Origin of the sequence: Herpetosiphon gulosus (genome assembly GCF_039545135.1) — a bacterium.
In the GTDB taxonomy this organism is placed as follows: domain Bacteria; phylum Chloroflexota; class Chloroflexia; order Chloroflexales; family Herpetosiphonaceae; genus Herpetosiphon; species Herpetosiphon gulosus.
In genome coordinates this window covers 445380-468823 of sequence record NZ_BAABRU010000001.1, presented here as the reverse complement: position 1 = coordinate 468823, position 23444 = coordinate 445380, and the positions used below count along the sequence as shown (strand labels likewise).

Sequence of the window (23444 nt, the reverse complement as noted above, 5' to 3'; positions counted from 1 at the left end):
TCCCGATGATTTCAATCGTATCGCCCACTTTGACGATCCCGCGTTCGATCCGACCGGTCACCACGGTGCCACGGCCTTTGATCGAGAACACGTCTTCGATTGGCATCAAGAATGGTTTGTCAATCGCGCGTTCGGGGGTTGGGATGTAATCGTCAACCGCTTGCATCAATTCTTGGATTGATTGATACTCGGGTTGACCAGCATCCGTTGATGCACTATCCAACGCACCCTTGGCGGAGCCACGCACGATCGGAATTTCGTCGCCCGGGAAGCCGTATTTGCTCAGCAACTCGCGCAATTCCATTTCCACCAGTTCGAGCAACTCTGGGTCGTCCATCATATCAACTTTGTTCAAGAAGACCACCATCGCGGGCACTTCGACTTGGCCAGCCAAGAGGATGTGTTCGCGGGTTTGGGGCATCGGGCCGTCCGGTGCCGATACCACCAAGATTGCGCCGTCCATTTGGGCAGCACCAGTGATCATGTTCTTGATATAGTCGGCGTGACCAGGGCAGTCCACGTGCGCGTAGTGGCGATTTTCGGTTTCATATTCCACGTGTGAAATCGAAATCGTAATCCCACGAGCGCGTTCTTCGGGAGCATTGTCGATTTGGTCGAAGGCGCGGAATTCAGCGCGGCCACGCAGTGCCATGGTTTTGGTGATGGCAGCGGTCAAGGTCGTCTTGCCGTGGTCAACGTGCCCGATCGTCCCAATGTTGATGTGGGGCTTGTTCCGCTCGAACTTTTGCTTAGCCATTGAGTGTTAGTCCTCCTACAATCCCAAATGGGGTTTTGTAAGTTTCAATGAAAACGACCCGCACAAAGTGTCGGATCGTTTTCCAGCATAGGTATGGAGCCCTTGACGGAACTCGAATCCGTGACCTCACCCTTACCAAGGGTGTGCTCTGCCAACTGAGCTACAAGGGCATTGTCTGTGACATGGAAAACAAATTGGTGGGCAGGGAGGGATTCGAACCCCCGTAGGCGTAAGCCAGCGGATTTACAGTCCGCCCCATTTGGCCACTCTGGTACCTACCCGCTTTTTTTGTAAACCTGCCGTATTCCGACAGCGCAGGTGATTATAGCCGAAGATTGATTGCTTGTCAAATGCTAAGAATCTGAGCCAATTTTTGGATACCTGCTTGCCATTGTTGCGGTTCAGTCAAGGCCGAAAGCATAATCCGACAATCATCGATCCAATCAAAAAAGAAGCCTGGATGCACCAACACGCCTTGTTCGATCAACCGTACTACCAAGGCTTCATCATCGAATTCATCGCGCACTTGCAAAAACAAATAATAACCACCATCTGGCTCACTCCAGATCAAACGTCGGTGCTGGGCTAAATGCTCACGAGCATAGGCAATATTGGCTCGCACGCGATCAAGCATGTGATCGATAAATGCTGGCGCAGCATGCAGCAAGTCAGGCAGCATCGTTTGAATCAACGTGCTACAACTCAGAAAGGTATCGTTGATCAATTCTAAGCGCTCTGCATAGCGCTGAGCCGCCTGATTCAGCGCAATCCAGCCTAGTTTGAGGTCGGGCAAGGCTAAGAGCTTAGAGATGCCATTCAGCTGAAAAACGGGTACGTTGGGGTGTAGCCCACCCAACGGTGGCACATACGGTTTGGCCAGCGCAAACGGCGCAAAAACTTCATCACAAATCAACGGAATTCCTAGTTGATTTAATACAGCGATTGGCTCGCTAATAATTGACCCAGTTGGATTATGCGGTGAAATTAATAAAATTGCCCGTGTGTTCTGATCAGCAGCAGCCAGTAACGAAGCCTGATCGATTGCCCAATTGTTGGTAGGATCAAGCTCGTAGGTTCGTAGCTCAACGTGATGCAAATCGGCCAAATATTCAAACAGTGGATAGGTCACATTTGGCCCAAGAATATTGTCGCCTGGCGCAGTGAGCAACGAGAACAACAAGCTATAGGCCTCGCTGGTGCTGGCAGTAATAAAAATATCATCAAGCGTTAGCGCCAAGGCTGGATTGCGTTGCGCATAATATTCAATAATTGCCTGACGAGTTGACTCCAAACCGCGTGGATTTGGCTCGTAGCGCCGTTGTAACCAATACTTTTGGGCAGCTTTTTCCAGCACATTGGGCGGGAAAAGCAAGCCTTGTTGGGTGGGATTGCTACTGGTCAGATCAATAAAATGACCCGTCGCAGCGCGACGAGCCATTTCAATGCGGTTGGGCGTTAAATCAGTATCATCAAAAACCACAAGCCAAATTCCTAAATTGCAATATTCTTTTCAGCGATAATTTTGGCAATTCCATCACGCAACGAGCCAGCGGTGCGTAGGCCTTCCCAAGTAATTCCTAGCGCCACCAAGGTGCTAGCAACATGGGCGCGAATCCCAGTAATTACACATTCAGCGCCAAGCAAACGAATTGCGCGAGCCAACTGAATTAAGTGCTGAGCAGTAGCCGTATCAACCACTGAAACCGCCGTGATATCGAGCAACACCGTGTGGGCACGCTCTTGCGATACCCGATTGAGCAGCAATTCGGTCAAGTTTTCTAGACGTTTGCTTTCGAGGTGACCAACGATTGGCAGCACCAACACGCCATCGAGCACTGGAATTACTGGAGTTTCGAGATCGCGCACCAATTCGAGCAAACGTGCTTGCTCAGCCGCTTGACGCTCAACCTGAGCCAAGGTTTTAGCTTGGGATGCTTGCGCTTCCTCAGCCACCCGCCGCCGCTCATTAGCCTCGTTGAGCGATTGACGCAGCGTATTGCTCAAACCAAGCAACAACAAGGCAATCATCACAATCCCGCCACCAATAAAGGCCGGAACCAGCACTTTCGAAATCAGCAAGTTGAGGTGTAAATCATTCAGCCATTTTGGCGGCGTTTGTTCAACCCCATTCAAAATCGCAAAAATAATTGTAAAGGTCACACCGATCACTGCCGACCAAGTGATTAATTCGTGGCGATCTGCGGTAACGGCATAGATACTGACCACGCTGGTAATTGAGATCGCAATCAAATAGCCATTTTGGAAGAAGAGCGCAATTTCAATTAGTGCGACCATTGAGCTAATCAAGGCTGCCCATAAGCGCCATTGAACTGGCTTGCTATTGGTGTACCACAAAATCCCGGTTGAGCCAATCGAAGAGATCGATAAGATCAACATTTGGACCCAAGCACTGTTGCCGCTAAAGAAATTGAAGAGAAAGAGGAAAAACAAGCTTAATGCAGTTGAGCCATTGACAAATATCCATACCAGATGGATGCGATCAAGCAAGGTTTTGCGGGCTGGAGATAGTTCGTTATCGTCGATGGCGGCGGGTAGCAAACTCATTCTGAACGCCCTTTCTGTCGAATGGTATCTTCTATGTCGTGGGCGGTGAGCGATACCATTGCCACTATTGATAACACGACAAAACCCAGCAAAGCCAGTGGTGCGATGGTTAAGGCTCCTGCATACAGCAAGATAATGCCCAAAATCAACGTTGCAAAGGCAGCTACGCCAAGCTGTTTCGCAGATGGTAGTGATCGTTGCATAGTAAAAGACCCGTTGGGAAAAATGGTTATTCTTGAGTATGACATACTCGGTCGGTTCGCGCAACTAGGAATAACAGGACTATAGGACTTGATTTATGGGTTACCTAGGCAGTTTCACTACCATCAAGGGAGGAGTTCGCTCCCCCTAATAGTACCAAGGCGTATCATACGTTTGGCCTATTTGAATCAACCGCAGCTACGCTCAATTCTTGACGCAGATCATTAGATTTGTTTGGTTTGGGCTAAATAGTTGCGCGTTTTAGCTGTCTAGGTATTCCCCCATTCCAAACAAATCACTACTCACAAGGTTGAGGGCACTTCAGCTGATCGCTGCAATGCGTCAAATTGGTTCTCAGCTAGCGCTGAATTGAATTATAATGACTGAGCGAGTGTGCGCCGTTGCACAATCGTGCCACCTGTGTAGGAGAATCAAATGCAAGAACAATTAGCTGATTTGAAGGAAAAAATTGGGGTTGCTCAAGATTTATCGTATGCTAGCGCTGTGTTAAATTGGGATCAAAGCACCTACATGCCTGCTGGAGGGGCCGAAGCTCGTGGTCGCCAAATGGCTACGCTCAGCCGCTTAGCCCACGAGCATGCGACTGCTCCCGAAGTTGGTCGCTTGCTTGAACAGCTCGTGCCTTGGGCAGAACAGCAAGATCCTGAATCGGATGATGCAGCCTTGGTATTGGTAACCAAGCGCGATTATGACCAAGCGGTGCGTGTGCCCAGCGAGTTTATTGCTGAATTGTATTCGCACGTGGCCAAAACCTATACCGCTTGGACTCAAGCTCGCCCCAACAACGACTTCGCTTCAGTCGCTCCCTTGCTCGAAAAAACCCTTGATCTCAGCCGCCGCTATGCTGAATTTTTCGGCCCCAGCGAACATATCGCCGATCCACTGATCGACATGGCCGATCAAGGCATGACCGTTGCCAAAATTCGTGAGATTTTTGGCCCCTTGCGCGAACAACTCGTACCGTTGGTCAAAACCATCACCGAGCAACCAGCCGCTGATGATAGCTGTTTGTTGCAACACTATCCCGAAGCCGAGCAATTGGCCTTTGGCGAGAGCTTAATTCGCGAAATCGGCTACGACTTCGAACGCGGTCGCCAAGATAAAACCCATCATCCCTTTATGACCAAGTTCTCGATTGGCGATGTGCGCATCACCACCCGCTTCCGTGAAAACGATTTGAGCGATGGCTTGTTTAGCACAATTCACGAAACTGGGCATGCCGTCTATGAGTTGGGCGTAAATCCAGCCTACGAAAATACCCCATTGGCTAGCGGCGCTTCGGCTGGCACTCACGAATCACAATCGCGTTTATGGGAAAATGTGGTTGGTCGCAGTCGCGCCTTCTGGCAATATGCTTATCCCAAAGCTCAGGCCACCTTCCCCAACCAACTAGGTAAGGTCGATTTGGATACCTTCTATCGGGCGATCAACAAAGTCCAGCGCTCGTTGATTCGCACCGATTCGGACGAAGTGACCTACAACTTGCACGTCATGATTCGCTTCGATTTGGAATTGGCCTTGCTCGAAGGGAAATTGGCCATTCGCGATTTACCCGAAGCTTGGCACGAACGCTATCGCAGCGATCTGGGCATTACCGCCCCTGATAATCGCGATGGTGTGCTGCAAGATGTCCACTGGTATGGTGGGATTATCGGTGGCTCGTTCCAAGGCTATACTTTGGGCAATATCCTCAGCGCTCAAGTTTTTGATGCTGCTGTGCAAGCCAACCCCAATGTACCAACCGAAATTAGCCAAGGTCAATTTGCCAACCTGCACAATTGGCTGAAATCGAACATGTACGTTCATGGCCGCAAATACAGCGTGCCAACCTTAATCCGCAAAGTTACAGGTCAAGACCTCAGCATCGAGCCGTATATTCGCTATCTCCGCACCAAATACGGCGAACTCTATTCGTTGTAAAATAAGCATCTCGCACAGTAAACGTTTGTCGGGGTTGGTTGCACAAACCAGCCCCGCTTGAGAATTCTTCATGGGTGATTGCATGGATCGGTTGCTTTGGTTTCGCAAACCACGTTTGCTCAATCTTCTGGCTGGTTGGCGTGATCTCACAGCCCTCGTCGCACTCCGCGCTAGTATTCTCGCTACTACCTCGCACTTGGCCGATTATGCCGATGGGGTCGCTGATCAGGCTGAGAGTATCGCGTTTGATTATGCTTTTTTGTTAGGTGAGTTGCAGCAAATTAGCGAGGCTCAGACTCTCGAACGAGCACATTACTATATCGATCGGCTGGCTCGCAGCATCGCCACCGTGCGCACCACCGCGATCAACGATATTAACCTCAATCGTTGGAAGGAATACGACGATATTAACACCGATAGCCTGTGGATGATCGATCGTCGCGATGGCTCGGGAGTGCATTCGGCGGGCTATTGGGGCAATTTTGTGCCGCAAATTCCCAATCAGTTGATGCGGCGTTATACCAAACAAGGTGATTGGGTGATCGATACTTTTGCTGGCTCGGGCACAAGTTTGATCGAAGGTCAACGCTTGGGCCGCAATGTATTGGGGGTTGAGCTACAACCGCATATGGTCGAGTATGCCAACCAAGCCGTTGAACGCGAGCCAAATCCGCTGGCGATTGTTGCGCGTTCGGTGCATGGCGATTGCACAACAATCAATTGGCAAAGCGTATTGGCAGATTATGGCCAGCGTTATGTGCAGCTAGCAATTATGCACCCGCCCTATTTTGATATTATCAACTTCAGCGACGATGAACGCGATTTATCCAATGCGCCTTCAGTCGAGGATTTTCTGGACCAAATGGCGGCGGCGGTGGCTCAAGTCAAGCCAGTTCTGCAACGCGGTCGGCATCTCGCGGTAATTATCGGCGATAAATATATGCATGGCGAGTGGGTAGCCCTCGGATTTCGCACCATGGAAGTTGTGCAACAGCAAGGCTTTCAACTCAAAAGTATTATCGTCAAAAATTTTGAAGAAACCACTGGCAAGCGCCACCAAAAAGAGCTGTGGCGCTATCGGGCTTTGGTCGGCGGTTTTTATATCTTCAAACACGAATATATTTTTCTATTCCGCAAGAAGTAACCAAGGGGTAGGGGTCAGGGGTTAGCTTTAACGCAGAGGCGCAGAGCATTGATAAAGGATGAGGGATAAAGACATCAGGCAAAAAAGACGCGAGATCAGGGGTCAGACAACAAGCTTAGGGATAGAGAAGAATAATTGGTGAAATTCGTGCAATTCGTGGCTAAATCATTCTTCGTGTCCTTTGTGCTCCTGACCCCTATCCCCTGATCCCTTATACCTATTCTTCGTTTTTACGCCAATAACGTGAGCCAGTCCCATCGCGTTCGAACAGCTTGACATCGATCAAATAGCGCCGTAGGTTGGCCACATCGCTGCCAGTATGCGGCTTGAGTACCTCGTTAATTTCGCGTTCGCTATATTCGCGACCAAGCTCAAATTGCGCCGCAAAATACGCCAAAATTGGAATCCGATCGATATGTTTGCTCGGCCAAGTGACCATGCGCCCCTCGCGATTGAAAAAGCGTTGAATGCTGGCTGGCACTGCTGATTCTGATTGAGCCGAGCTGATTTGGCTTGGGCTTGCTTGATTCAAGGCTTGCTCAAGCGCCGCAAAGGTTGCCCCAATGTGGCTTGTGACTAAGCGATAGCTCTTGGTTGCGCCACCCGCCCGCCGCTCCTGCACAAAGCCAGCATTGCGCAGAATATTCAAATGGCGCGAAACACTCGATTGCGGCAGTTGAGTTTGGCTGATAATCGCTTGAGCCGACAATTCGCCCTGGGCCAAAAGCTCCATAATTTGAATCCGTGCGGCATCGGCTAGCGCTTGCAAGCGAAATAATAACTCGTTGCGACTGATAATCCGTGGCTGAAGCTCGTTACTCATGCCAAAACCAATGCCAACCCACAAACGCTGACGATCAGCCAAGAATGTCGTTAGGCTGCCATTTTGGATTGCTGCAAACAGTACAATTTGGCGTTGCTCCTGCAACTGCTGCCACTCTTGATTAACTGCATAGCCTAAGCTTTGGCGAAAACCTTTGAGTGCGGCTTCATTAGGAACTTGGGCCTGAAGCTGGCGATTGAGTTGGCTGATGGCAGTTTGGGCTTGTTGCCACTCGGCTTTGAACCAGGTTTGCCACATATGTTCAAGGTGTTGGCACACCCGCGCCAACAATTGAGCTGGCTGTTGCATCGCCGCCAAAAGTTCTTGTTGGGTCGCTAGCTCGCTATAAATGCCCGCATTACGCAAGGCCTGCCATAGCCGTTCGCTGGTAAGTGGCCCAGTGCTCGCGCTCAGTTCAAGCAGGTGTTGTTGAATTTGGGCAACCCATTGATTTGGCTCAGTGCTGCCTAGCTCGGCCAAAAACTCGTCCATGGTTTGGCTAGCGTTTTGCGGCAACAAGCCAAAACTCAAACTTGCTACCAATTGATTATCGGCCAATTCCTTAGCGCTGAGCGCCTGCGCCGTCCGTTGAACCCAGGCCGAAGCTCCACGAATCGTTGCTGCACGATTGAGCAATTGCAGCGTATTAAGGCTATCAGCGACTGCCGATGTTTGAAGTTGCATGATATTTCTCACTAATTTATTCAATAATTAGATAATTGAATAATAAAATATTTGATAGCTATTCAAATCAGCCTTACGATGGATTGATGAGCCAAATTCGCCCTGAAAAATTAAGCACCATAAGATTGAATTAATTCGATAAGCGTGCTATAGTGCTCGTGGAGGCTGAATTATGACTGGCATTATTGAACTGATTGCCCAAACCACGGGCTGCTGTGCGTCCACCAGCGCTGGCTTGAACGAAACTGAAGCCGAAGCGATTAGCGCCGATTTTCAGGTGTTCGCGCATCCGGTGCGGGTGCAATTGCTGACGCTGCTGACAAACTCAACTGACGATGTGTGCGTCTGCGATCTGGAGGCGGCGGTCGCGGTCAAACAGCCAACTGTCTCGTATCATCTCAAGTTGTTGCGCGAGGCTGGCTTGGTTAGTTGCGAACGACGTGGGCCTTGGGCCTATTATCGGGTTGAACGCGAACGCCTTGCCAGCCTCAAAGCTCGCATCAACCGCCACTTGGATACTTGGAATCGCTAGCCTTGGGCTAGCTTTTTTTGGCTTTTGAATTGAATTTTTTCAATAGGATGGCCTATGCAACTTGAACCAATCACCTCAGATCAACAACCAATATTCGAGCATTTATTGAACACAGTCGGGTTGGACAACGAAGGTTTAGCCATGGCCCAGGCCTATGGCTGGTGGCAAAACGCCAATCTACAAGCGGGTGGGGCACTTGAGTTGTATGGCGAGATTGGCTTATTGCGCTCGGTCGCAGTTACGCCAGATCGCCAAAACCAAGGCTTGGGTGCGGCGTTGCTGGCGGCTTTGGAGCAACAAGCACAACAACAGGGCTTGCAAACACTCTATCTTTTAACCACCAGCGCGGCAAAATTTTTTGCTGCTCACGGCTACCAGCCAATCGAACGAGCCGAGGCCGATTCGCGCTTGCATGCCTCAGTGCAGTGGGGCAGCATTTGTAGCAGCGCAACCTTGATGGTTAAACACTTAGTTTGATTTTTTTGCTAGCAAGATTGAATTTTTTCAATGGAAGGAATAGATCATGAACGATCAATCGATTAAAGCCACAGTCCAAGCCTATTACGGCGAATGGGCCGAGCAAGTTCAGCAGGAGCAGCCAAAAACCAGTTGTTGCAGCACCAGCCATGATATTTCGCTGAGCAGCACGCTCTACCGTGATACAGCAACCGCCGATTTGCCCGTAACCGCTGTCAACAGCACGCGTGGCTGTGGCAATCCGGTTGTACGGGCCGCTTTGCAACCAGGCCAAGTCGTGCTTGATCTTGGCTCTGGTGGCGGGTTAGATGTATTGCTCGCTGCCAAACAAGTTGGGCCAACGGGCTTTGTGTATGGGGTTGATATGACCGATGCCATGCTCGATTTGGCCCGTAAGAATGCCAATAAAGCCCAGATTGAAAACGTAGCTTTTTTGAAGGGCGATATTGAGCAACTGCCACTTGAGAATGAGCAGGTCGATGTGATTATCTCCAACTGCGTGATCAATTTGGCTCCCGATAAAGGCATGGCATTGCGTGAGGCTTATCGCGTGCTCAAAGTTGGTGGCTATATGGCAATCTCCGATATTGTGATCGATGGCAGTTTGGCTGATTTCCCCTTGCCTGAAGCCAGTTTACGGGCAGCCATGAATTGGGCTGGTTGTGTTGCAGGTGCACCAACCCGTGAGCAATATCAACAATTTTTGGAGCAAGCAGGCTTTCAACAGATTAGTTTCGAGGTAACCCATCGTTATAGTTTAGATGATATTGGCGGCAAGTTGCCTGAGGAATTGGCGGGATTAAGCGATTTGCAAGGTCAGCAATTGGCTGAACGCTTTACATCGTGCTTGATTCGGGCGCATAAACAGGCCTAAAAAGCGCAGACGCATTGCAAGCCAATGCGCCTTGAATGATTAGGTTTTACTGGCGAGCAGCGGCTTTTTGGTCGGCGATGCTCGGCAGGCTTTGTTCTTCATCCTCGCGGTTCATCCACTTGAAAAAAGCGATGGTAATGGCAAGGATAAAAATCGAGCCACCAGGAATCCACATAATCAACGCGCCAATTTGTTGATCGGCGATCGCACTGATGCCCCAAATCCGTGGCGCTAGCTCGTAGGTTGGGTACAAAACACTATCAGCAAAGGTAATCAAGGCACCCAAAATCGTTGGGATAATTGAATTCACAAAGTAATAGAGCATTTGCACCGGATACGATGAGCGTAATTCTGGCAAAGGAATCAGCGATGGTGCCCACAACAAAATTGCGCTGCCCATCATCATTTGGTGTTCGAGAATGTGCACCAGTTCGTTGCGCAAGGCCAAATCGTAGAATTGGGGAAAGTGCCAGCCATTGAAGGAAATATTAAAGGCACTAAATGCCACAATTGGATTAACGGCAAAGCGCACAATGGTATAGACCCATGGCAATTGCACCAATGGCCGCAGCAGCCACTCAGGGATGCCAATTAACAACATCGGGGCACAAAACATGGTCAAAATCATATGTTGAACCATGTGCATCGTAAAGAGATAGCGATCGGCCCAAATGCCAATTGGCGACATGATCGACAAACCAAGGGCTAACAAGCCACTTAAGAAGGCAACAGCCTTCCCGACTGGGAAGGCTGCTGGCCCGCCTAGGCGCTTGCGACCTGGGCCAACTGCCCAGAGATAGCCAACTGTTGCGGCGATTAAGCCAAAAAGCAGCGGCCAATCAAGCGTCCAGTCATTCATTTGCTTACCACAATACAGGTTGGAACAGGGCAAAGAAGCCCAACATCATCAACAGCACACACACAATTGGGAAGACAAACAGCGTCCCAAACATGCGGCGATCGCCTTTAAGGTGCATATAGAACATCATCACAATTGCGCCTTTGATTGTCATCAATCCAAGCAACAATGCGACTTCTAATTGTTTGGCCATAATCTCAGCTTTGTTGATGATCGGCAGGGCAATTTCAATCCCCGTCATCACCAACAAGACAAAGAAAATGATCACATACAACTTAGCATGGCTGTGATGCGCTTCGTGTTCGGTTGGGGCGTGTTCATCATGACCGTGGGCCATTATGTACTCCTTGGATAAATAATGGTTAGATCAGATAGATCACCGTAAAGATCAAGACCCACACTAAGTCCACAAAGTGCCAATATAAGCCGCCTAGCTCGACAGCCATATAATTGCCAGCATTGTAGCGCTCAGGGTGGCGAATTGCCGAAACTAACAATGATGTGAGCCAAACTACCCCAACTGCAACGTGGGTTCCGTGGAAACCCGTTACAAAGAAGAAGGTCGAGCCAAACATCATATTTTTAATCGTCACACCTTGGTGAACAATGTGATAGAACTCGTAAACCTGACCACCCAAGAAGACCAAACCACAGACGATAGTGGCCCCCAACCAAAAGCGGAAACGCTTTTGATTATTGGTTTTAACCCCATCTAGCGCCAACACCATTGTCAAACTACTAGTCAACAAGATGAAAGCTAGAATCGAGGTCAATACATTATCGCCAAACAAGGTGCGAACTGCCGCAACATCATAATTGGCTTTGCTTGCTGATGGCGCAACAACCCCACGCATTGAAAGGTGGGTAACCACCAAAGCCCCGAAGAAAAACACTTCTGAGCCAAGGAACGTCCACATGCCCAGTTTGCGTAAATCGAGGCCACGCCCAGGATCATTTTTATCGATATCGCGCACGACTGCCTGTGCCATAGATTCTCCCAAATAACTGGGCTCGGTGTCGATCATGCAATCGACACCGAGCAAGGTTGTTTACAGCACCGGATCTTGGGCAATTTCGCCGACCCAGCGATTCATGCCGACGAAGGCAATTGCCAAGGCCACCAAGATCAAGGGAATCCCAATCAATGGCGCAGAGGCGAGGTTGAGCATGCCATAGGCCAGCACAAACAAGCCAAACGAGAAGATGATTGGGGCAAACGATGGCGGTGGCAAGTGGGGATGGAAATCGTAATTGATCGTCATGCCCCGACCTTCGCCACTATATTTGTTATCCCACAAGGGGCGACGGCTATGCACAATGTATTCCACATCGAAGTTGTGGGCTGGTGGTGGCGAGGTGGTCGCCCATTCCAGGGTTGCGGCATCCCATGGGTCGTTGCCCGCAGGAGCGCCCTTGCGCAAGCTGATGATAAAGTTGACGATAAACACCAACGTGCCCAAGGCGATACAAAATGCCCCAATGGTTGAGAGCAGGTTGTAGAAATCCCAGCCTTGGTTTTGTTGATACGTCCAGACCCGCCGTGGCATGCCTTGCAACCCAAGCATATGTTGTGGGAAGAAGGTCAAATTAAAGCCCAGCATCAAAATCCAGAAGTGCCATTTGCCGATCCGTTCGCTCATCATCTTGCCAGTAATTTTGGGGAACCAATAGTAGGATGCACCAAACAAGGCAAAGACAGCGCCACCAAACAGCACATAGTGGAAGTGGGCAACCACAAAGTAGCTATCGGTAACTTGCAAGTCGAACGGCGCAGCCGCCAACGAAACCCCGGAAATCCCGCCGATCACAAACATGGCGATAAAGCCAAGGCTGAACAGCATTGGGGTTTTGAAGCGCAACTCACCACGCCACAAGGTTGCTAGCCAGTTGAAGATTTTGACCCCAGTCGGAACCGAAATCAACATCGAAGCAGCAGCAAAGAAGGTGTCGGCAATCACGCCCAAGTTGGTGGCAAACATGTGGTGTGCCCACACGGTGAAGCCCAACACGCCGATTGCTACCCCAGAGTAGGCCACAAACTCGTAACCGAAGATTGGCTTACGTGAAAAGACTGGCAACATTTCTGAAACCACGCCGAAGGCGGGCAGAATCATAATGTACACTTCGGGGTGACCAAAGAACCAGAACAAGTGTTGCCACAACAGTGGGTCGCCACCAGCAGCAGGCAAGAAGAAGTTGGTACCAAAGTTGCGGTCAAAGAACAGCAAGGTGATCCCAACCGTGATGCTTGGCAAGGCAAAAATCAACAAGAATGAGGTAACGAAGCTCATCCAAACGAACAGCGGCATCCGATTAAAACGCATGCCAGGTGCACGGAGCCTGATAATCGTTACGATGATGTTGACCGAGCCAGCCAGCGAGGAAACCCCCAGCAGCTGCAAACCCAGCACCCAATAATCCATCCCTCGGGTAACCGAGTAGGTGGTTGAGGTCAGTGGAGCATAAGCAAACCAGCCAGCATCGGGAGCGCCGCCGCCGAAGACAAAGCTGGAATACATGACAATCCCGCCGAACAACAAGAGCCAATAGCTCATGGCGTTCATGCGTGGGTAAGCCATATCGCCTGCGCCAATCATCAAGGGCACAAAATAGTTCATAAACCCAGCGTTGACTGGCATAATTGCCATAAACACCATGGTTGTGCCGTGCATCGTAAAGACTTGGTTATAAGCTTCGGGTGTCAGCAGCGTATTTTGGGGCGTACCAAGCTGCAAACGGATGAGCAACGCCTCAAGCCCACCGATCACAAAGAACAAAAAGGCAGTCACTGCATACATGATGCCAATTTTTTTATGATCGACAGTGGTGATCCATTCCAACCAACCCCGCCGTTGCTTAGCTGGGGCGTGATGGAGGGTACTTACGTCAGTTGCCATACGGCCCTCCTACTGCTGACCTTTAACACTGGTGCCAGGATTGAGGCTTTCCAGATAATCGACTAACTCGGTAATTTCTGCTTCGGTCAGGGTATCGGCCTTGATCGCGGTGGTCATAATGTTGCCACGCTTGACTGCATCAGGGTCGTCTAACCAAGCATAGAGATGTTCACGGGTATTATCGACGGTGCCAGCGGCAATCGTCATGCGGCCACCGAAGTGAGTCAAATCGGGGCCGGTAATACCAGCGGCGTTGGTGCCACGTACCACATGACAACCGATACAATTTTTGGTAAACGATTCAGGCAAGTTGGTGTTAACCGCTACTTGGCTTTGCTCAGTTGACCATTTTTGGAAGTCAGCAGGGCTAGCTACAACTACGCGCATTTTCATATAGGCGTGTTGGCCACCACAATACTCGGCACATTGGCCCCAGAATACGCCTGGCGAGCCATCGGCTACATCATCGGCTTTAAACCACAAGCCACTCTCGCGATTGGGCATCACGTCGCGCTTGCCTGCCAAGCCAGGAATCCAGAAGTCGTGGATTACGTCAACCGAGGTCATTTTCACGTCGATATAGCTTCCTGATGGAATCCATAACTCGTTGGCAGTGACCAAAGGTTTACCGCTCGCATCCTTAATATCAGGATACTGGAACTCCCACCACCACTGATGGCCGATAACCTTGACATTCAAGGTATTACCAGCAGCTTCAGCCGGCATGAACTCGATTTTGCGAATCGTGTCGAAGGTAAAGACGAAAATGACAATCGCAATAATTGCTGGCACGATTGTCCAAGCAATTTCAACCTTCGTATTGCCATGGATCTGTGTGGGAATCTGCGAACTATCTTTTTGCCGATACTTGATGATCGAAACGATCAACCAGGTTTGTACGATCAAAAAGACCACAACGCCCAACCAAAACAACAATTCCGAGAGATTGTAAATTGCGCGGGTGCTCTCGCTTGCTGGGTTCAGGGTCGTTTGAGGGGTCTTCTGACCGCACGCTGCCAGTACAACGCTTCCAAGCAACAGGGTTGCCGTAGGGCGCAGCAGAGCCTTGGCAGGCGAACGATTGGGCATCCATGCCTCCTTGCTAAGACCGTGTTCTCCAAATCGTCGTTGGCACCGCGAACATCCGCCACCAAGTCGAACGATTGGCCTTTCCAATACTACTAAATCAGAGTCAACTCCACTCAAACCGCCCACGCGCAATCTCGTGGTGGCATGAACTTGGAGTTGGGGGAGTTACTGGTTCGCTATCACCCCAATTGTACACTGTTATCGAAAACTCTCAAGTTGACATATGGCTGCGTACAGGCAGTGATTGATCGCTCAATGAGATAGTATCAAATCTTGTTGCCAGTGTCTAAATCTTTTACCCGCAATTTTTAGCCAAATATTCATGGTGTGGACTTTTGCCTTGTACAAATTTTCAGCCACAGATTGGCCCAGTTTTTATGATTATGCTCTCGCCAACTCAAAGTCCATCGCCAAAAACCTTGCATTCTCTGCGCCTCTGCGTTAAATTTTATCCCTTATCCTTCACCCTATGTTCGCTGTTCTTCTTTTGATTTATGATTTTTGCCTTCTGAAACCCCTATGTTCTATGCTCTATGTTCTATGCTCTTCTTTTGACTTTTGCCTTCTGCCTTTATCCATTAAACCACGGTTAAAAATAGTACTTTGGCACTATCTTCGTGGCTCTTGAAGTTCTACGGGCTTGCCTCTATGATTCAGGCATAATTCGTTCGTACCGAACTTGATATTTTCCTGCGCATCATGGGGTTTGTCATGACAAACGTTGTTTTATCGTTGCCTGTTTTTCATGCAACCGAAGGGCTTGGCGCATTTCTCGGCGATTTGCGTTCATGGGTTTTTCGTTCAAAAAATCGGGCTGCCCGCCATTTTGGCTTGGCGCATACCACAATTATGCGCTATGAAAATGACCAAATCTTGTGTCCGCTGGGCTATATCGCCGCCCTCGCTCAATTGGTGATCGAGCAATTGGATTTGCCTCCCTATCAGCGGGGTTTGGCTGAGCAGCAATTATTAGCCACAATTCAATATGCATTAACTGAGTATGCGATTGACCCCACGCCGCTAGCAACTTGGCCTGAGTTAACCAATTTAGCCACAACCTACTTGGCCGAAGTGCAGCAGCAAAAGCAGGAGCAGGCTAAGACTGGCCCGTTGATGGGCGTTTTGCACGATTGGGGCGATGCGCCCGACGTGCAGAATTTTGTCGGTCGCGAAGATGAAACCGCCACCTTAGTTAAATGGTTGCAACGTGATCGCTGCCGTTTGGTGGCAATTATTGGGCTGGGCGGCATGGGCAAAACCAGTCTTGCCACCCGCGTTGCCCAACAAGCCCAAGATGATTTCAAGGTGATTGTCTGGCGTTCGCTGCAACAAGGCCAACAAGCCAATGATTTTCTGTTGGAATGTTTGCATCGGATTATGCCCAGCCCCAATTCGGCCTACCCCAGCCAATTTGAGCAACGCCTAAGTGTGTTGATCGATTATTTGCGTACCACCCGCTGCCTGTTGATTCTCGACAATATTGAGGCCATTTTACAGCCGCAATATCCAGCTGGCCGCTACCGCGAGGGCTATGAGCAATATGCCCAACTGTTTCAAGCAATCAGCGAGCGCTCACATGAAAGCTGTTTGATTCTGACCAGCCGCGAAAAACCCTATGAATTCAATCGACTTGAAGGCGTGTACACCCGTTCGATGGTTTTGACAGGACTCATGCGCGATGATGCTCAAATGTTGCTCGATAATCAAGAGTTATATGGCACGCCGCAACTGTGGCAGGAGCTGATTAAGCACTATACCGGCAATCCGCTGGCCTTAAAATTAGTTGCCCAAGTGATCAAAACCATGTTTTTTGGCCAAATTGCTGAATTTTTGCAGCACGAAGAATTAATTTTTGGCGATGTACGCACAATTTTGGCTCAACAATTCGAGCGTTTATCCGACCAAGAGCAAGAATTATTGTATTGGCTCGCAATCGAACGTCACACAGTCAAATTGGCCGAGCTTAAGCATGATCTGGTGCGTTCAAAATATCAACATATGCTACTCGAAACCCTTGAATCGTTGCTGCGCCGTTCGTTGGTGGAGCGGCACCAAGATGGGTTTATGTTGCACAATGTGGTGCTCGAATATACCACCGACCGTTTGATTGACCAAATTGCCCAAGAGTTAATTGATGGCACGCAGGGTTTGCTTTATCGCCATGCCTTGATTAAAGCCAACAGTTTGGATAGCATTCGCGAGCACCAAAGTCGGGCAATTTTGCGGCCTTTGCTGCACCGAATTTTCGTTGAGCTTGGCCAAGAGCGTTTGTTGGCAACCTTGCGCCAATTATTGCAAACCATGCAGCCCTTGAGCGCCTTGGAAATGGGCTATGCCCCAGGTAATATTTTTAATTTATTGGTTGAACTCAAGGCCGATTTGAGCCAATTTGATTTTCGGCATAAACCGCTGTGGCAAGCCAACCTACGTGGCCTTGCTCCCAAACAGCTTGATTTGAGCTATAGCGACCTTTCGCGCAGTGTATTTAACGAACAATTTGGCGCATTGATTGCCTTCGCCCGCGATCCGGCTGATCGTTTTTTGGCCGCAGCAACCGCTGATGATCAATTGATTGTTTGGCAAAGTTTGGATCTGAAAAAACTTTGGCAAGTGCCCAGCCACCACGATGGCATTCGGGCAATCTGTTTTAGCAGCGATGGGCGCTACCTGATCAGCGCTGGCAACGATGGGCTAATTCGGCTGTGGGAGAGCACTCAAGGCCAGAATCCACGTATTTTAGCAGGCCATACCCGGCCAGTAATTGGCGTGGCGATTGTGCCCCAAAGCCAACAATTAATCAGCGCCAGCCTTGACGGTGAAGTTCGCCTGTGGGATCGACTGAGCGGCAAGTGTCTGCATCGTTTTAATGCGCATATGGATGGCCTAAGCAGCATTGGGCTGAGCACCAATGGCCAATGTTTAGCAACGGCAGGGCTTGATCGTCAGATTAAACTTTGGCACGGCCCACAGTTAAACTATCAAATCACCATAACAACTCATCACGAGCCAATCGAAATCCTAGCGTTTAGCCCCGATGCAACAATTTTAGCTGGCACTGGGCTTGATGGCGATGTCTATTTGTGGGATTTACCAGCCAATCAGTTAATCACCAGTCTGCCTAACGAAGATCGGGTGTTTGATCTGCAATTTAGCCCTGACGGAGCTAATCTCGCCACCGCTGGCCTTGATCAATGTATTCGGATTTGGCAGGTAGAAACCGCTCATTTGACACATATGCTCTACGGACATGCCCATTGGGTACGGGCCTTGCACTATAATCGCGATGGTTCGCGGCTTTACTCGGTCAGTAGCGATCAAAGTTTGCGCATCTGGGAGCAAGCCAGCGGACGTTTGCTGCATAGCTTGCAAGGCTATCGCGGCGGCGTGCGTAGTTTAGCCTTGAGCAACAACGCTGATTTATTATTTAATTCCAGTGAAGCCCAAGCCGTCACATTATGGCAACTAGCCGAGCCATTCTATCGCCTAAATCTACCGCAAGCAACCAACAATGGTCGCGAATTGGCCTATCATCAAGCCAGCCAACTGCTGGCAATCAGCCAAGAACAGGTGATTCAACTCTGGGATTGCCAACGTTTGCAATTAGCAACGATGTTGACTGATCATCAAGCCTTGATTCGCGCCATTGCCTTTCGACCTGATGGCAGTATGTTGGCAAGTTGCAGCGAAGATCATACGGTTCATGTGTGGTCGATGCCCCATGGCCAGATTGTCCAAGTCTTTGGCTGTCACGATGATTTAGTTACCACCCTTGCTTGGAGCCAGAACGGCAGTTTATTGGCAACAGGCAGTGCCGATCGCACTATTCGAATTTGGGGGGTGGCTGAACATAGTTGTTTAAGTTTATTGGCGGGGCATAGTGCGGGCATTATTAGCATGGCTTTCAGCCCTGATCAACGCCATTTGGTCAGTGCCGGAGCCGATCAACAGGTACGCATTTGGGACTTGAGTAACCAGTGCTATGAAATTGTACTATTGCATAAACCTGGCTTGCTCAAAGCGGTGCAATGGTCGGCTGATGGGCGCTGGATTGTAATTGCGGCTGGCTCGCTAGCTCTGATTTGGGATTGGCAAAACCAACAACTGGTTCAACGCTTTGAGCATCAAGCAGCCGTAGATAGCATCTGCCTCAGCAGCGATGGCCAAATGCTGATAACTGGCGACCAACAAGGTGCAATCGCCATCTGGCAACTCGCAACTGGCAAATTGCTCAAAAAACTGCACAGTGATCGCCCCTATCAAGGGCTAATCATCAACCAGGCCACTGGTTTAAATTCAGCCGAGCAGGTCAGCTTGCTCAATTTAGGAGCACTGATCAATTAAATCCCTTACCCCAAGACCTTAGTATCAAACACGAAATGTGGACGAACGAGGGATCAGGAGTCAGCGATATCCAACCGCAAAGGGGAATCAGAAGAAATTGCACATTCTACACCATGAATATTTGGGTGCAGGGGCTGAAAACCCCTGCGTCTCCCGCCCCAAGGCGGGAGACGCAGGGTGGTGATCATTGGTGATAGTTAGAACCAGCCCTTGAAAACTGCATTTCTCTCCCGTGGAGAAACAGAAGGGTTGCAAATAAATCAACCACAAATTCTGGTACAATCGGCGGCGTTGCAAAAAATGAACCAAATTCATGAAAGGAACCAGCAATGCCGGATTATCTCTACGATCTTGAAGCCCAAGAGCTTGCAAACGGCGATTGGGCTTTGTTGATTCATTGCGAGGCGGCCTATGCCCAAACGGTCAATATTGCCACTCCCAATTTTGCGATTGAACGGCGTTTCGATGCAACTGGCTATGCCGCAGTGACAATTCCACGCCAGCTGTTTAATGGCATCAACGCCAGCGATTTACAGATTCAAATTCAGACCAAAACCAATTTGTGATCGTTTTTGACACAACCAAATGCTATCATTTGGCTACGTTAACAAACTCTATGAATTGTCCAAATCAACATAATCGCGCTTGCGATTTAGCTTAAATATAGTATAATTAGCACAGATGTTTCATCACAGACACAGTACGTTTGAACCAGTAGAAAGCTTTGGTGATAGCCATGAACAATCGAGCAATTGCCCAAATTCTGTTTAACATTGCCACGCTGCTGAAGCGCCAAAACGCCAATCCCTATCGGGTGCGGCGCTATCGCGAAGTGGCTCGCGCAATTCTCCGCCTGCGCCATTCCCTCACCGAACGCGCCTTAGCTGGCAAAACCTTAGGCATCAACAAGCTTGGGGCCAGCCTCACGCGCAAAATCACCGTGCTAGCCGCCCAAGGCCAGCTCGATTTTTACGACGATTTGTGTGCCTTGCTGCCACCTAGCCAACAACGCTTGCTCAAAATTGCGGGCATTGGGCCAATTTTGGCCGAACGTATTAGCCAAGAGCTAGGCGAAGTCGAGCTAGCTACCTTGCTACGCGAAGCTGCCTACCAACGCTTGACGGCGATCTGGGGAGTTGGGCCACAACGGGCTGATCTGATCGTCTCGAATATGTTTCCCGATGATCCACCACCGCCAGCCAATGCCGCTCACAGTGCCCGCAAAAGCAACGTCATCTATACCCAACCAACTTTATGGGAGTATGGGCAAAAAGCCGCCTAGGAGGATGCATGACCCGACCTGCCACCCAAGCCGAGCAGCCAGAGCCAGAACAATGGCTGCTCGACGAGGCAAGTTTGCTCGATGCAAGCCTGCTTGACGAACCCGACGAGGATTTACCAGAGGTCGATGCCCGTTTACAAGGCGGCTTCAAAGCCAAATTGCAATTCGCCCCGCGCCCCTATCAAACCGAGGCTGTCGCTGCCTGGACGGCCAACGAAGGGCGTGGGGTCATTGTGCTGCCAACAGGAGCGGGCAAAACAATTACAGCAATGTTGGCAATTGCCAAACTTGGGCTGCGCACGCTGATTGTTGTACCCACGATTGAATTGCTCTACCAATGGCGCGACACCGTAGTCCAAACCCTCGCACTTGATCCAACATTGGTCGGCGTGGTCGGTGATGGCCAGCGCGAATGGCGATCAATCACCGTAATCACCTATGCTTCGGCAGCCATGCCCGATGCACCGCTCGAAAATTTGGGCTTACTCATTTGTGATGAAGTGCATCATTTGCCTTCACCAGCCTATAGCACGATTGCCCTGCGCAGCCGCACACCCTATCGCCTAGGCTTAACCGCCACCCCCGAACGCAGCGATGGCTCGCATACAGCGCTTGATCGCTTGGTCGGCAAGGTGGTCTATCAACGTGCGCCTGCCGATCTAGCCGAAGAAGGCCATATCGCCAAGTTTCGCGAAAAACGCATTTTAGTCGATCTAACTGCTGATGAGTTGGTGCGCTACGAAACCTTGATGACCACCTGGCGCTGGTTTTTGGCCAAACATCGACATAAATTGGCCAGTGGAGGCGATTTCTTCGGCGAACTCATTCGACGATCAGGCAGCGATCCCCAAGCTCGCAATGCGCTCCAAGCCCAGCATCAAGCACGGCTGATTGCGCTCAACGCCGAGAAAAAGCTTGGGCATGTTGGACAATTGCTCAGTCAGCATCCCAACGATAAAATCATCATCTTTTCCGAATACAACGCCTTAGTCAACACAATCAGTCGCCAATTTGCCATTCCCAGCATTACCTATCGCACGACGGCTGATGAACGTAAATCGGTTTTGGATGGCTTTCGATCAGGCCGCTATTCCAAGTTGGTCACGGGGCGAGTGCTGAACGAGGGCGTTGACGTGCCCGATGCCAATGTAGCGATTGTGGTCAGTGGTTCAGCCACGGCTCGCGAATATATTCAGCGCTTAGGGCGGGTGCTGCGCAAAAAGCCCGATGAAGCCTTGCTTTACGAGTTGGTCACGCGCAATACCAGCGAAGTTCAAACCGCCCGTCGGCGTAAAAAAGCCGTGGCCGCCCATAATCAGCGGGGAAGGTAGGTAGGGGTCAGATTTCAGGGGTTAGGGGTTCGGATTCAGCCCAGCATAGCCAATCTGCTCCCTGAGTCCTGTTCGCTCACCCCTTGTCATTCGTGCTCTTCGTGGATCAATCGCTGAATCTTTAGAGTATCGGAATCATTATGTCATTTACACCAGCCGATTTCAAATATACCAGCCGCAACGGAGAGCTTGGCCGCCAACTCTACCCGCATCAATTGCGTGATGATCGCTATTTGGCGGCGATTGACTATGCGATTGGCTATTATGAGCAGATGCTTGGCCGCGCTCGGCGTGAATTTGAAGCCGCCACCTTGCTGGAGTTTTTTGGCGATCCCAAGTTGGCACGCGGCTTGGTGGCCTGTTTAAGCCAAACTTATCGCTGGCATCAACCGCAACTAGCCGAAGTGCTCGATCAAACAACCTATGCCCAATTGGCCGAACGCGGCTTGCGCAATTCCGCCGATTTTCGGGCCTTGCTGTATGCCCATGCCAATCAAACCCATGGATTCATTTTGCCGAGCGAACGTTGGCCTGCGGTAAGCCAACTAGCCACAGAACTAGGCTTAACGCCAAGCCAATTTGAGCGGGTGCTATATCTCGATGATGAACAAGAAGCCTTGTTGGTACGCAGCGCCGAACGCCCAGAACCAAGCGCGATCGTGGCCTTATACAATTTTCATTCGCTTGAAACAGGTTTGCGCAACTGTCGTTCGTTACAATTACGGCTTGATGGTGATATTAATGCTTTGGCCGTTTCAGCCCACAATTTAGCCCAGCGCTATAACCTACGCTATGAACTGAGCGAACCAGAAGATTGCATGGCAACGTTTGTAACCCTGACCTTGCATGGAGCCAAAGATGCCCTAGGCAATTGGACGCGCACAGGCCGCCGAATCGCCCGTTGTGCCTTGCGTTTACTAGCGGCACACCCCAATGCTGCCAGCGAAGGCCTGATTCAGGTGCATATGCAGGGCAAAAACAGCCTCATCAAGCTGGCAAAACGCGAGTTAACGGTGCTTGGTGGCACTGCTCGTCAGCAACCAGACAATCTTGGCGATAGCTGGGAAACCACGCTTGAACAGCAATTTAGCCAAGCCTGGAGCCGCTTGGTTAGCAAAGGTCAAAATGCAGGCTGGCGGATTCGGCGTGATCCTGTGCCATTTAGTTTGGCCCATCGGCTGCTTGTGCCCGATTTTATTGCCCAACGTGGCAGCGAACGGATTCCGATCTTTGTGCCTGCGACCGAAGCAATGGCAGCGAGTTTGGCGCAACGCTTAGTTGGTCAACCCAAAGTCTTGGTCGTAATCGCCAAAAGCTATCAAAACCTCTTGCGCAATTGCCAGGTCGCCAAAGTAATCTATCAAACTACGCCTGATATGCTGATGGTGCTCGCTCAACTCGAACACCTTGCCCCAGCTCAAGCGCCATTAGATCGCTGGAGTCGTCTAGCGTTGCGCTTCGATCAAGCGGGATTTGTGGCCGAAACCGAGCTTTTAGAAATTTTGGAGTGCCGTAATCCAGTTGAAATTGGCTTAGCACTGCGGGGTTGGCGCGAAGGCACAGCCCAGTATGTGCCAAATCTTGGCCTATTTACACCCCAAAAACTACGTGAATTGAGTAGTATGCTTGGCAAAGCCGCCTAGTGAT

20 protein-coding genes and 2 tRNA genes are annotated in these 23444 nt (G+C 50.1%); 10 read left to right on the top strand and 12 right to left on the bottom strand.

What is annotated here, in order from left to right; all coding sequences use genetic code 11:
• The 6 genes from ABEB26_RS02055 to ABEB26_RS02030 form a co-directional block, all read right to left on the bottom strand.
• Positions 1 to 757, bottom strand: a 757-nt coding sequence (locus tag ABEB26_RS02055; protein WP_345720277.1) for an elongation factor Tu, incomplete at its 3' end; no start/stop codon positions are given.
• A gap of 94 nt (positions 758 to 851) precedes the next feature.
• A tRNA-Thr gene (locus tag ABEB26_RS02050) sits at positions 852 to 927 on the bottom strand.
• A 25-nt stretch (positions 928 to 952) separates the two neighbouring features.
• Positions 953 to 1038 (bottom strand) — tRNA-Tyr (locus ABEB26_RS02045).
• 65 nt (positions 1039 to 1103) lie between these two features.
• Positions 1104 to 2237 carry a pyridoxal phosphate-dependent aminotransferase gene (locus ABEB26_RS02040; RefSeq protein ID WP_345720276.1) on the bottom strand — a complete coding sequence of 378 codons (1134 nt, stop codon included), beginning with the start codon at positions 2235 to 2237 and terminating at the stop codon, positions 1104 to 1106.
• A gap of 11 nt (positions 2238 to 2248) precedes the next feature.
• Positions 2249 to 3322, bottom strand: a complete 1074-nt coding sequence (locus ABEB26_RS02035; RefSeq protein ID WP_345720275.1) for an STAS domain-containing protein — start codon at positions 3320 to 3322, stop codon at positions 2249 to 2251.
• Entirely contained in the window at positions 3319 to 3525 is a 207-nt protein-coding gene (locus tag ABEB26_RS02030; RefSeq protein ID WP_345720274.1) for a hypothetical protein, read from the bottom strand. The genes ABEB26_RS02035 and ABEB26_RS02030 overlap by 4 nt, the downstream gene beginning before the upstream one ends.
• 433 nt (positions 3526 to 3958) lie before the next feature.
• On the opposite strand from ABEB26_RS02030, the gene ABEB26_RS02025 reads away from it, so the two are divergent.
• Positions 3959 to 5464 carry a carboxypeptidase M32 gene (locus tag ABEB26_RS02025; RefSeq protein WP_345720273.1) on the top strand — a complete coding sequence of 502 codons (1506 nt, stop codon included), beginning with the start codon at positions 3959 to 3961 and terminating at the stop codon, positions 5462 to 5464.
• Between the two features lie 82 nt (positions 5465 to 5546).
• Positions 5547 to 6608, top strand: a complete 1062-nt coding sequence (locus ABEB26_RS02020) for a TRM11 family SAM-dependent methyltransferase (protein ID WP_345720272.1) — start codon at positions 5547 to 5549, stop codon at positions 6606 to 6608.
• A gap of 217 nt (positions 6609 to 6825) precedes the next feature.
• Here the strand turns inward: ABEB26_RS02020 and ABEB26_RS02015 are convergent, their stop codons facing one another.
• Complete coding sequence (locus ABEB26_RS02015) at positions 6826 to 8115, bottom strand: DUF2087 domain-containing protein (protein WP_345720271.1); 1290 nt, start codon at positions 8113 to 8115, stop codon at positions 6826 to 6828.
• Positions 8116 to 8287: 172 nt separating this feature from the next.
• Between ABEB26_RS02015 and ABEB26_RS02010 the strand changes: the two genes are divergently transcribed.
• Genes ABEB26_RS02010 through arsM form a run of 3 tightly spaced genes read left to right on the top strand, consistent with a single transcriptional unit; the run spans position 8288 to position 9998 of the window.
• Complete coding sequence (locus tag ABEB26_RS02010) at positions 8288 to 8647, top strand: ArsR/SmtB family transcription factor (RefSeq protein WP_345720270.1); 360 nt, start codon at positions 8288 to 8290, stop codon at positions 8645 to 8647.
• A 54-nt stretch (positions 8648 to 8701) separates the two neighbouring features.
• Positions 8702 to 9124 carry a GNAT family N-acetyltransferase gene (locus ABEB26_RS02005; protein WP_345720269.1) on the top strand — a complete coding sequence of 141 codons (423 nt, stop codon included), beginning with the start codon at positions 8702 to 8704 and terminating at the stop codon, positions 9122 to 9124.
• Positions 9125 to 9170: 46 nt separating this feature from the next.
• A complete protein-coding gene (arsM, locus tag ABEB26_RS02000) occupies positions 9171 to 9998 on the top strand; it encodes an arsenite methyltransferase (protein WP_345720268.1) in 828 nt (275 codons plus the stop codon).
• A 46-nt stretch (positions 9999 to 10044) separates the two neighbouring features.
• Here the strand turns inward: arsM and ABEB26_RS01995 are convergent, their stop codons facing one another.
• Genes ABEB26_RS01995 through coxB form a run of 5 tightly spaced genes read right to left on the bottom strand, consistent with a single transcriptional unit; the run spans position 10045 to position 14843 of the window.
• Entirely contained in the window at positions 10045 to 10857 is an 813-nt protein-coding gene (locus ABEB26_RS01995; RefSeq protein ID WP_345720267.1) for a cytochrome c oxidase assembly protein, read from the bottom strand.
• Positions 10858 to 10861: 4 nt separating this feature from the next.
• Complete coding sequence (locus ABEB26_RS01990) at positions 10862 to 11194, bottom strand: cytochrome C oxidase subunit IV family protein (RefSeq protein ID WP_345720265.1); 333 nt, start codon at positions 11192 to 11194, stop codon at positions 10862 to 10864.
• A 25-nt stretch (positions 11195 to 11219) separates the two neighbouring features.
• Positions 11220 to 11846, bottom strand: coding sequence for a cytochrome c oxidase subunit 3 (locus ABEB26_RS01985; protein WP_345720264.1), 627 nt, complete (start codon positions 11844 to 11846; stop codon positions 11220 to 11222).
• A gap of 60 nt (positions 11847 to 11906) precedes the next feature.
• Positions 11907 to 13754: a cytochrome c oxidase subunit I gene (ctaD, locus tag ABEB26_RS01980; protein WP_012187665.1), complete on the bottom strand. Its 1848-nt coding sequence runs from the start codon at positions 13752 to 13754 to the stop codon at positions 11907 to 11909.
• Between the two features lie 9 nt (positions 13755 to 13763).
• Complete coding sequence (gene coxB / locus ABEB26_RS01975; protein WP_345720263.1) at positions 13764 to 14843, bottom strand: cytochrome c oxidase subunit II; 1080 nt, start codon at positions 14841 to 14843, stop codon at positions 13764 to 13766.
• Positions 14844 to 15554: 711 nt separating this feature from the next.
• Here coxB and ABEB26_RS01970 point away from each other — a divergent pair.
• The 5 genes from ABEB26_RS01970 to ABEB26_RS01950 all read left to right on the top strand — a co-directional run bounded on the left by ABEB26_RS01970 (position 15555) and on the right by ABEB26_RS01950 (position 23440).
• Complete coding sequence (locus ABEB26_RS01970; protein ID WP_345720262.1) at positions 15555 to 19184, top strand: WD40 domain-containing protein; 3630 nt, start codon at positions 15555 to 15557, stop codon at positions 19182 to 19184.
• 329 nt (positions 19185 to 19513) lie between these two features.
• A complete protein-coding gene (locus tag ABEB26_RS01965) occupies positions 19514 to 19750 on the top strand; it encodes a hypothetical protein (RefSeq protein ID WP_345720261.1) in 237 nt (78 codons plus the stop codon).
• Between the two features lie 170 nt (positions 19751 to 19920).
• A complete protein-coding gene (locus tag ABEB26_RS01960; RefSeq protein ID WP_345720260.1) occupies positions 19921 to 20466 on the top strand; it encodes a helix-hairpin-helix domain-containing protein in 546 nt (181 codons plus the stop codon).
• 8 nt (positions 20467 to 20474) lie between these two features.
• Complete coding sequence (locus ABEB26_RS01955; RefSeq protein WP_345720259.1) at positions 20475 to 21797, top strand: DEAD/DEAH box helicase; 1323 nt, start codon at positions 20475 to 20477, stop codon at positions 21795 to 21797.
• Positions 21798 to 21937: 140 nt separating this feature from the next.
• Positions 21938 to 23440 carry a DUF790 family protein gene (locus ABEB26_RS01950; RefSeq protein ID WP_345720258.1) on the top strand — a complete coding sequence of 501 codons (1503 nt, stop codon included), beginning with the start codon at positions 21938 to 21940 and terminating at the stop codon, positions 23438 to 23440.
• The last annotated feature ends 4 nt before the right edge of the window (positions 23441 to 23444 follow it).

Bases quoted from the DNA above. Each gene is read 5' to 3' on its own strand.
- ABEB26_RS02035 (WP_345720275.1), bottom strand. From the start codon at position 3,322: ATGAGTTTGCTACCCGCCGCCATCGACGATAACGAACTATCTCCAGCC.
- ABEB26_RS02030 (WP_345720274.1), bottom strand. From the start codon at position 3,525: ATGCAACGATCACTACCATCTGCGAAACAGCTTGGCGTAGCTGCCTTT.
- ABEB26_RS02025 (WP_345720273.1), top strand. From the start codon at position 3,959: ATGCAAGAACAATTAGCTGATTTGAAGGAAAAAATTGGGGTTGCTCAA.
- ABEB26_RS02020 (WP_345720272.1), top strand. From the start codon at position 5,547: ATGGATCGGTTGCTTTGGTTTCGCAAACCACGTTTGCTCAATCTTCTG.
- ABEB26_RS02015 (WP_345720271.1), bottom strand. From the start codon at position 8,115: ATGCAACTTCAAACATCGGCAGTCGCTGATAGCCTTAATACGCTGCAA.
- ABEB26_RS02010 (WP_345720270.1), top strand. From the start codon at position 8,288: ATGACTGGCATTATTGAACTGATTGCCCAAACCACGGGCTGCTGTGCG.
- ABEB26_RS02005 (WP_345720269.1), top strand. From the start codon at position 8,702: ATGCAACTTGAACCAATCACCTCAGATCAACAACCAATATTCGAGCAT.
- arsM (WP_345720268.1), top strand. From the start codon at position 9,171: ATGAACGATCAATCGATTAAAGCCACAGTCCAAGCCTATTACGGCGAA.
- ABEB26_RS01995 (WP_345720267.1), bottom strand. From the start codon at position 10,857: ATGAATGACTGGACGCTTGATTGGCCGCTGCTTTTTGGCTTAATCGCC.
- ABEB26_RS01990 (WP_345720265.1), bottom strand. From the start codon at position 11,194: ATGGCCCACGGTCATGATGAACACGCCCCAACCGAACACGAAGCGCAT.
- ABEB26_RS01985 (WP_345720264.1), bottom strand. From the start codon at position 11,846: ATGGCACAGGCAGTCGTGCGCGATATCGATAAAAATGATCCTGGGCGT.
- ctaD (WP_012187665.1), bottom strand. From the start codon at position 13,754: ATGGCAACTGACGTAAGTACCCTCCATCACGCCCCAGCTAAGCAACGG.
- coxB (WP_345720263.1), bottom strand. From the start codon at position 14,843: ATGCCCAATCGTTCGCCTGCCAAGGCTCTGCTGCGCCCTACGGCAACC.
- ABEB26_RS01970 (WP_345720262.1), top strand. From the start codon at position 15,555: ATGACAAACGTTGTTTTATCGTTGCCTGTTTTTCATGCAACCGAAGGG.
- ABEB26_RS01965 (WP_345720261.1), top strand. From the start codon at position 19,514: ATGCCGGATTATCTCTACGATCTTGAAGCCCAAGAGCTTGCAAACGGC.
- ABEB26_RS01960 (WP_345720260.1), top strand. From the start codon at position 19,921: ATGAACAATCGAGCAATTGCCCAAATTCTGTTTAACATTGCCACGCTG.
- ABEB26_RS01955 (WP_345720259.1), top strand. From the start codon at position 20,475: ATGACCCGACCTGCCACCCAAGCCGAGCAGCCAGAGCCAGAACAATGG.
- ABEB26_RS01950 (WP_345720258.1), top strand. From the start codon at position 21,938: ATGTCATTTACACCAGCCGATTTCAAATATACCAGCCGCAACGGAGAG.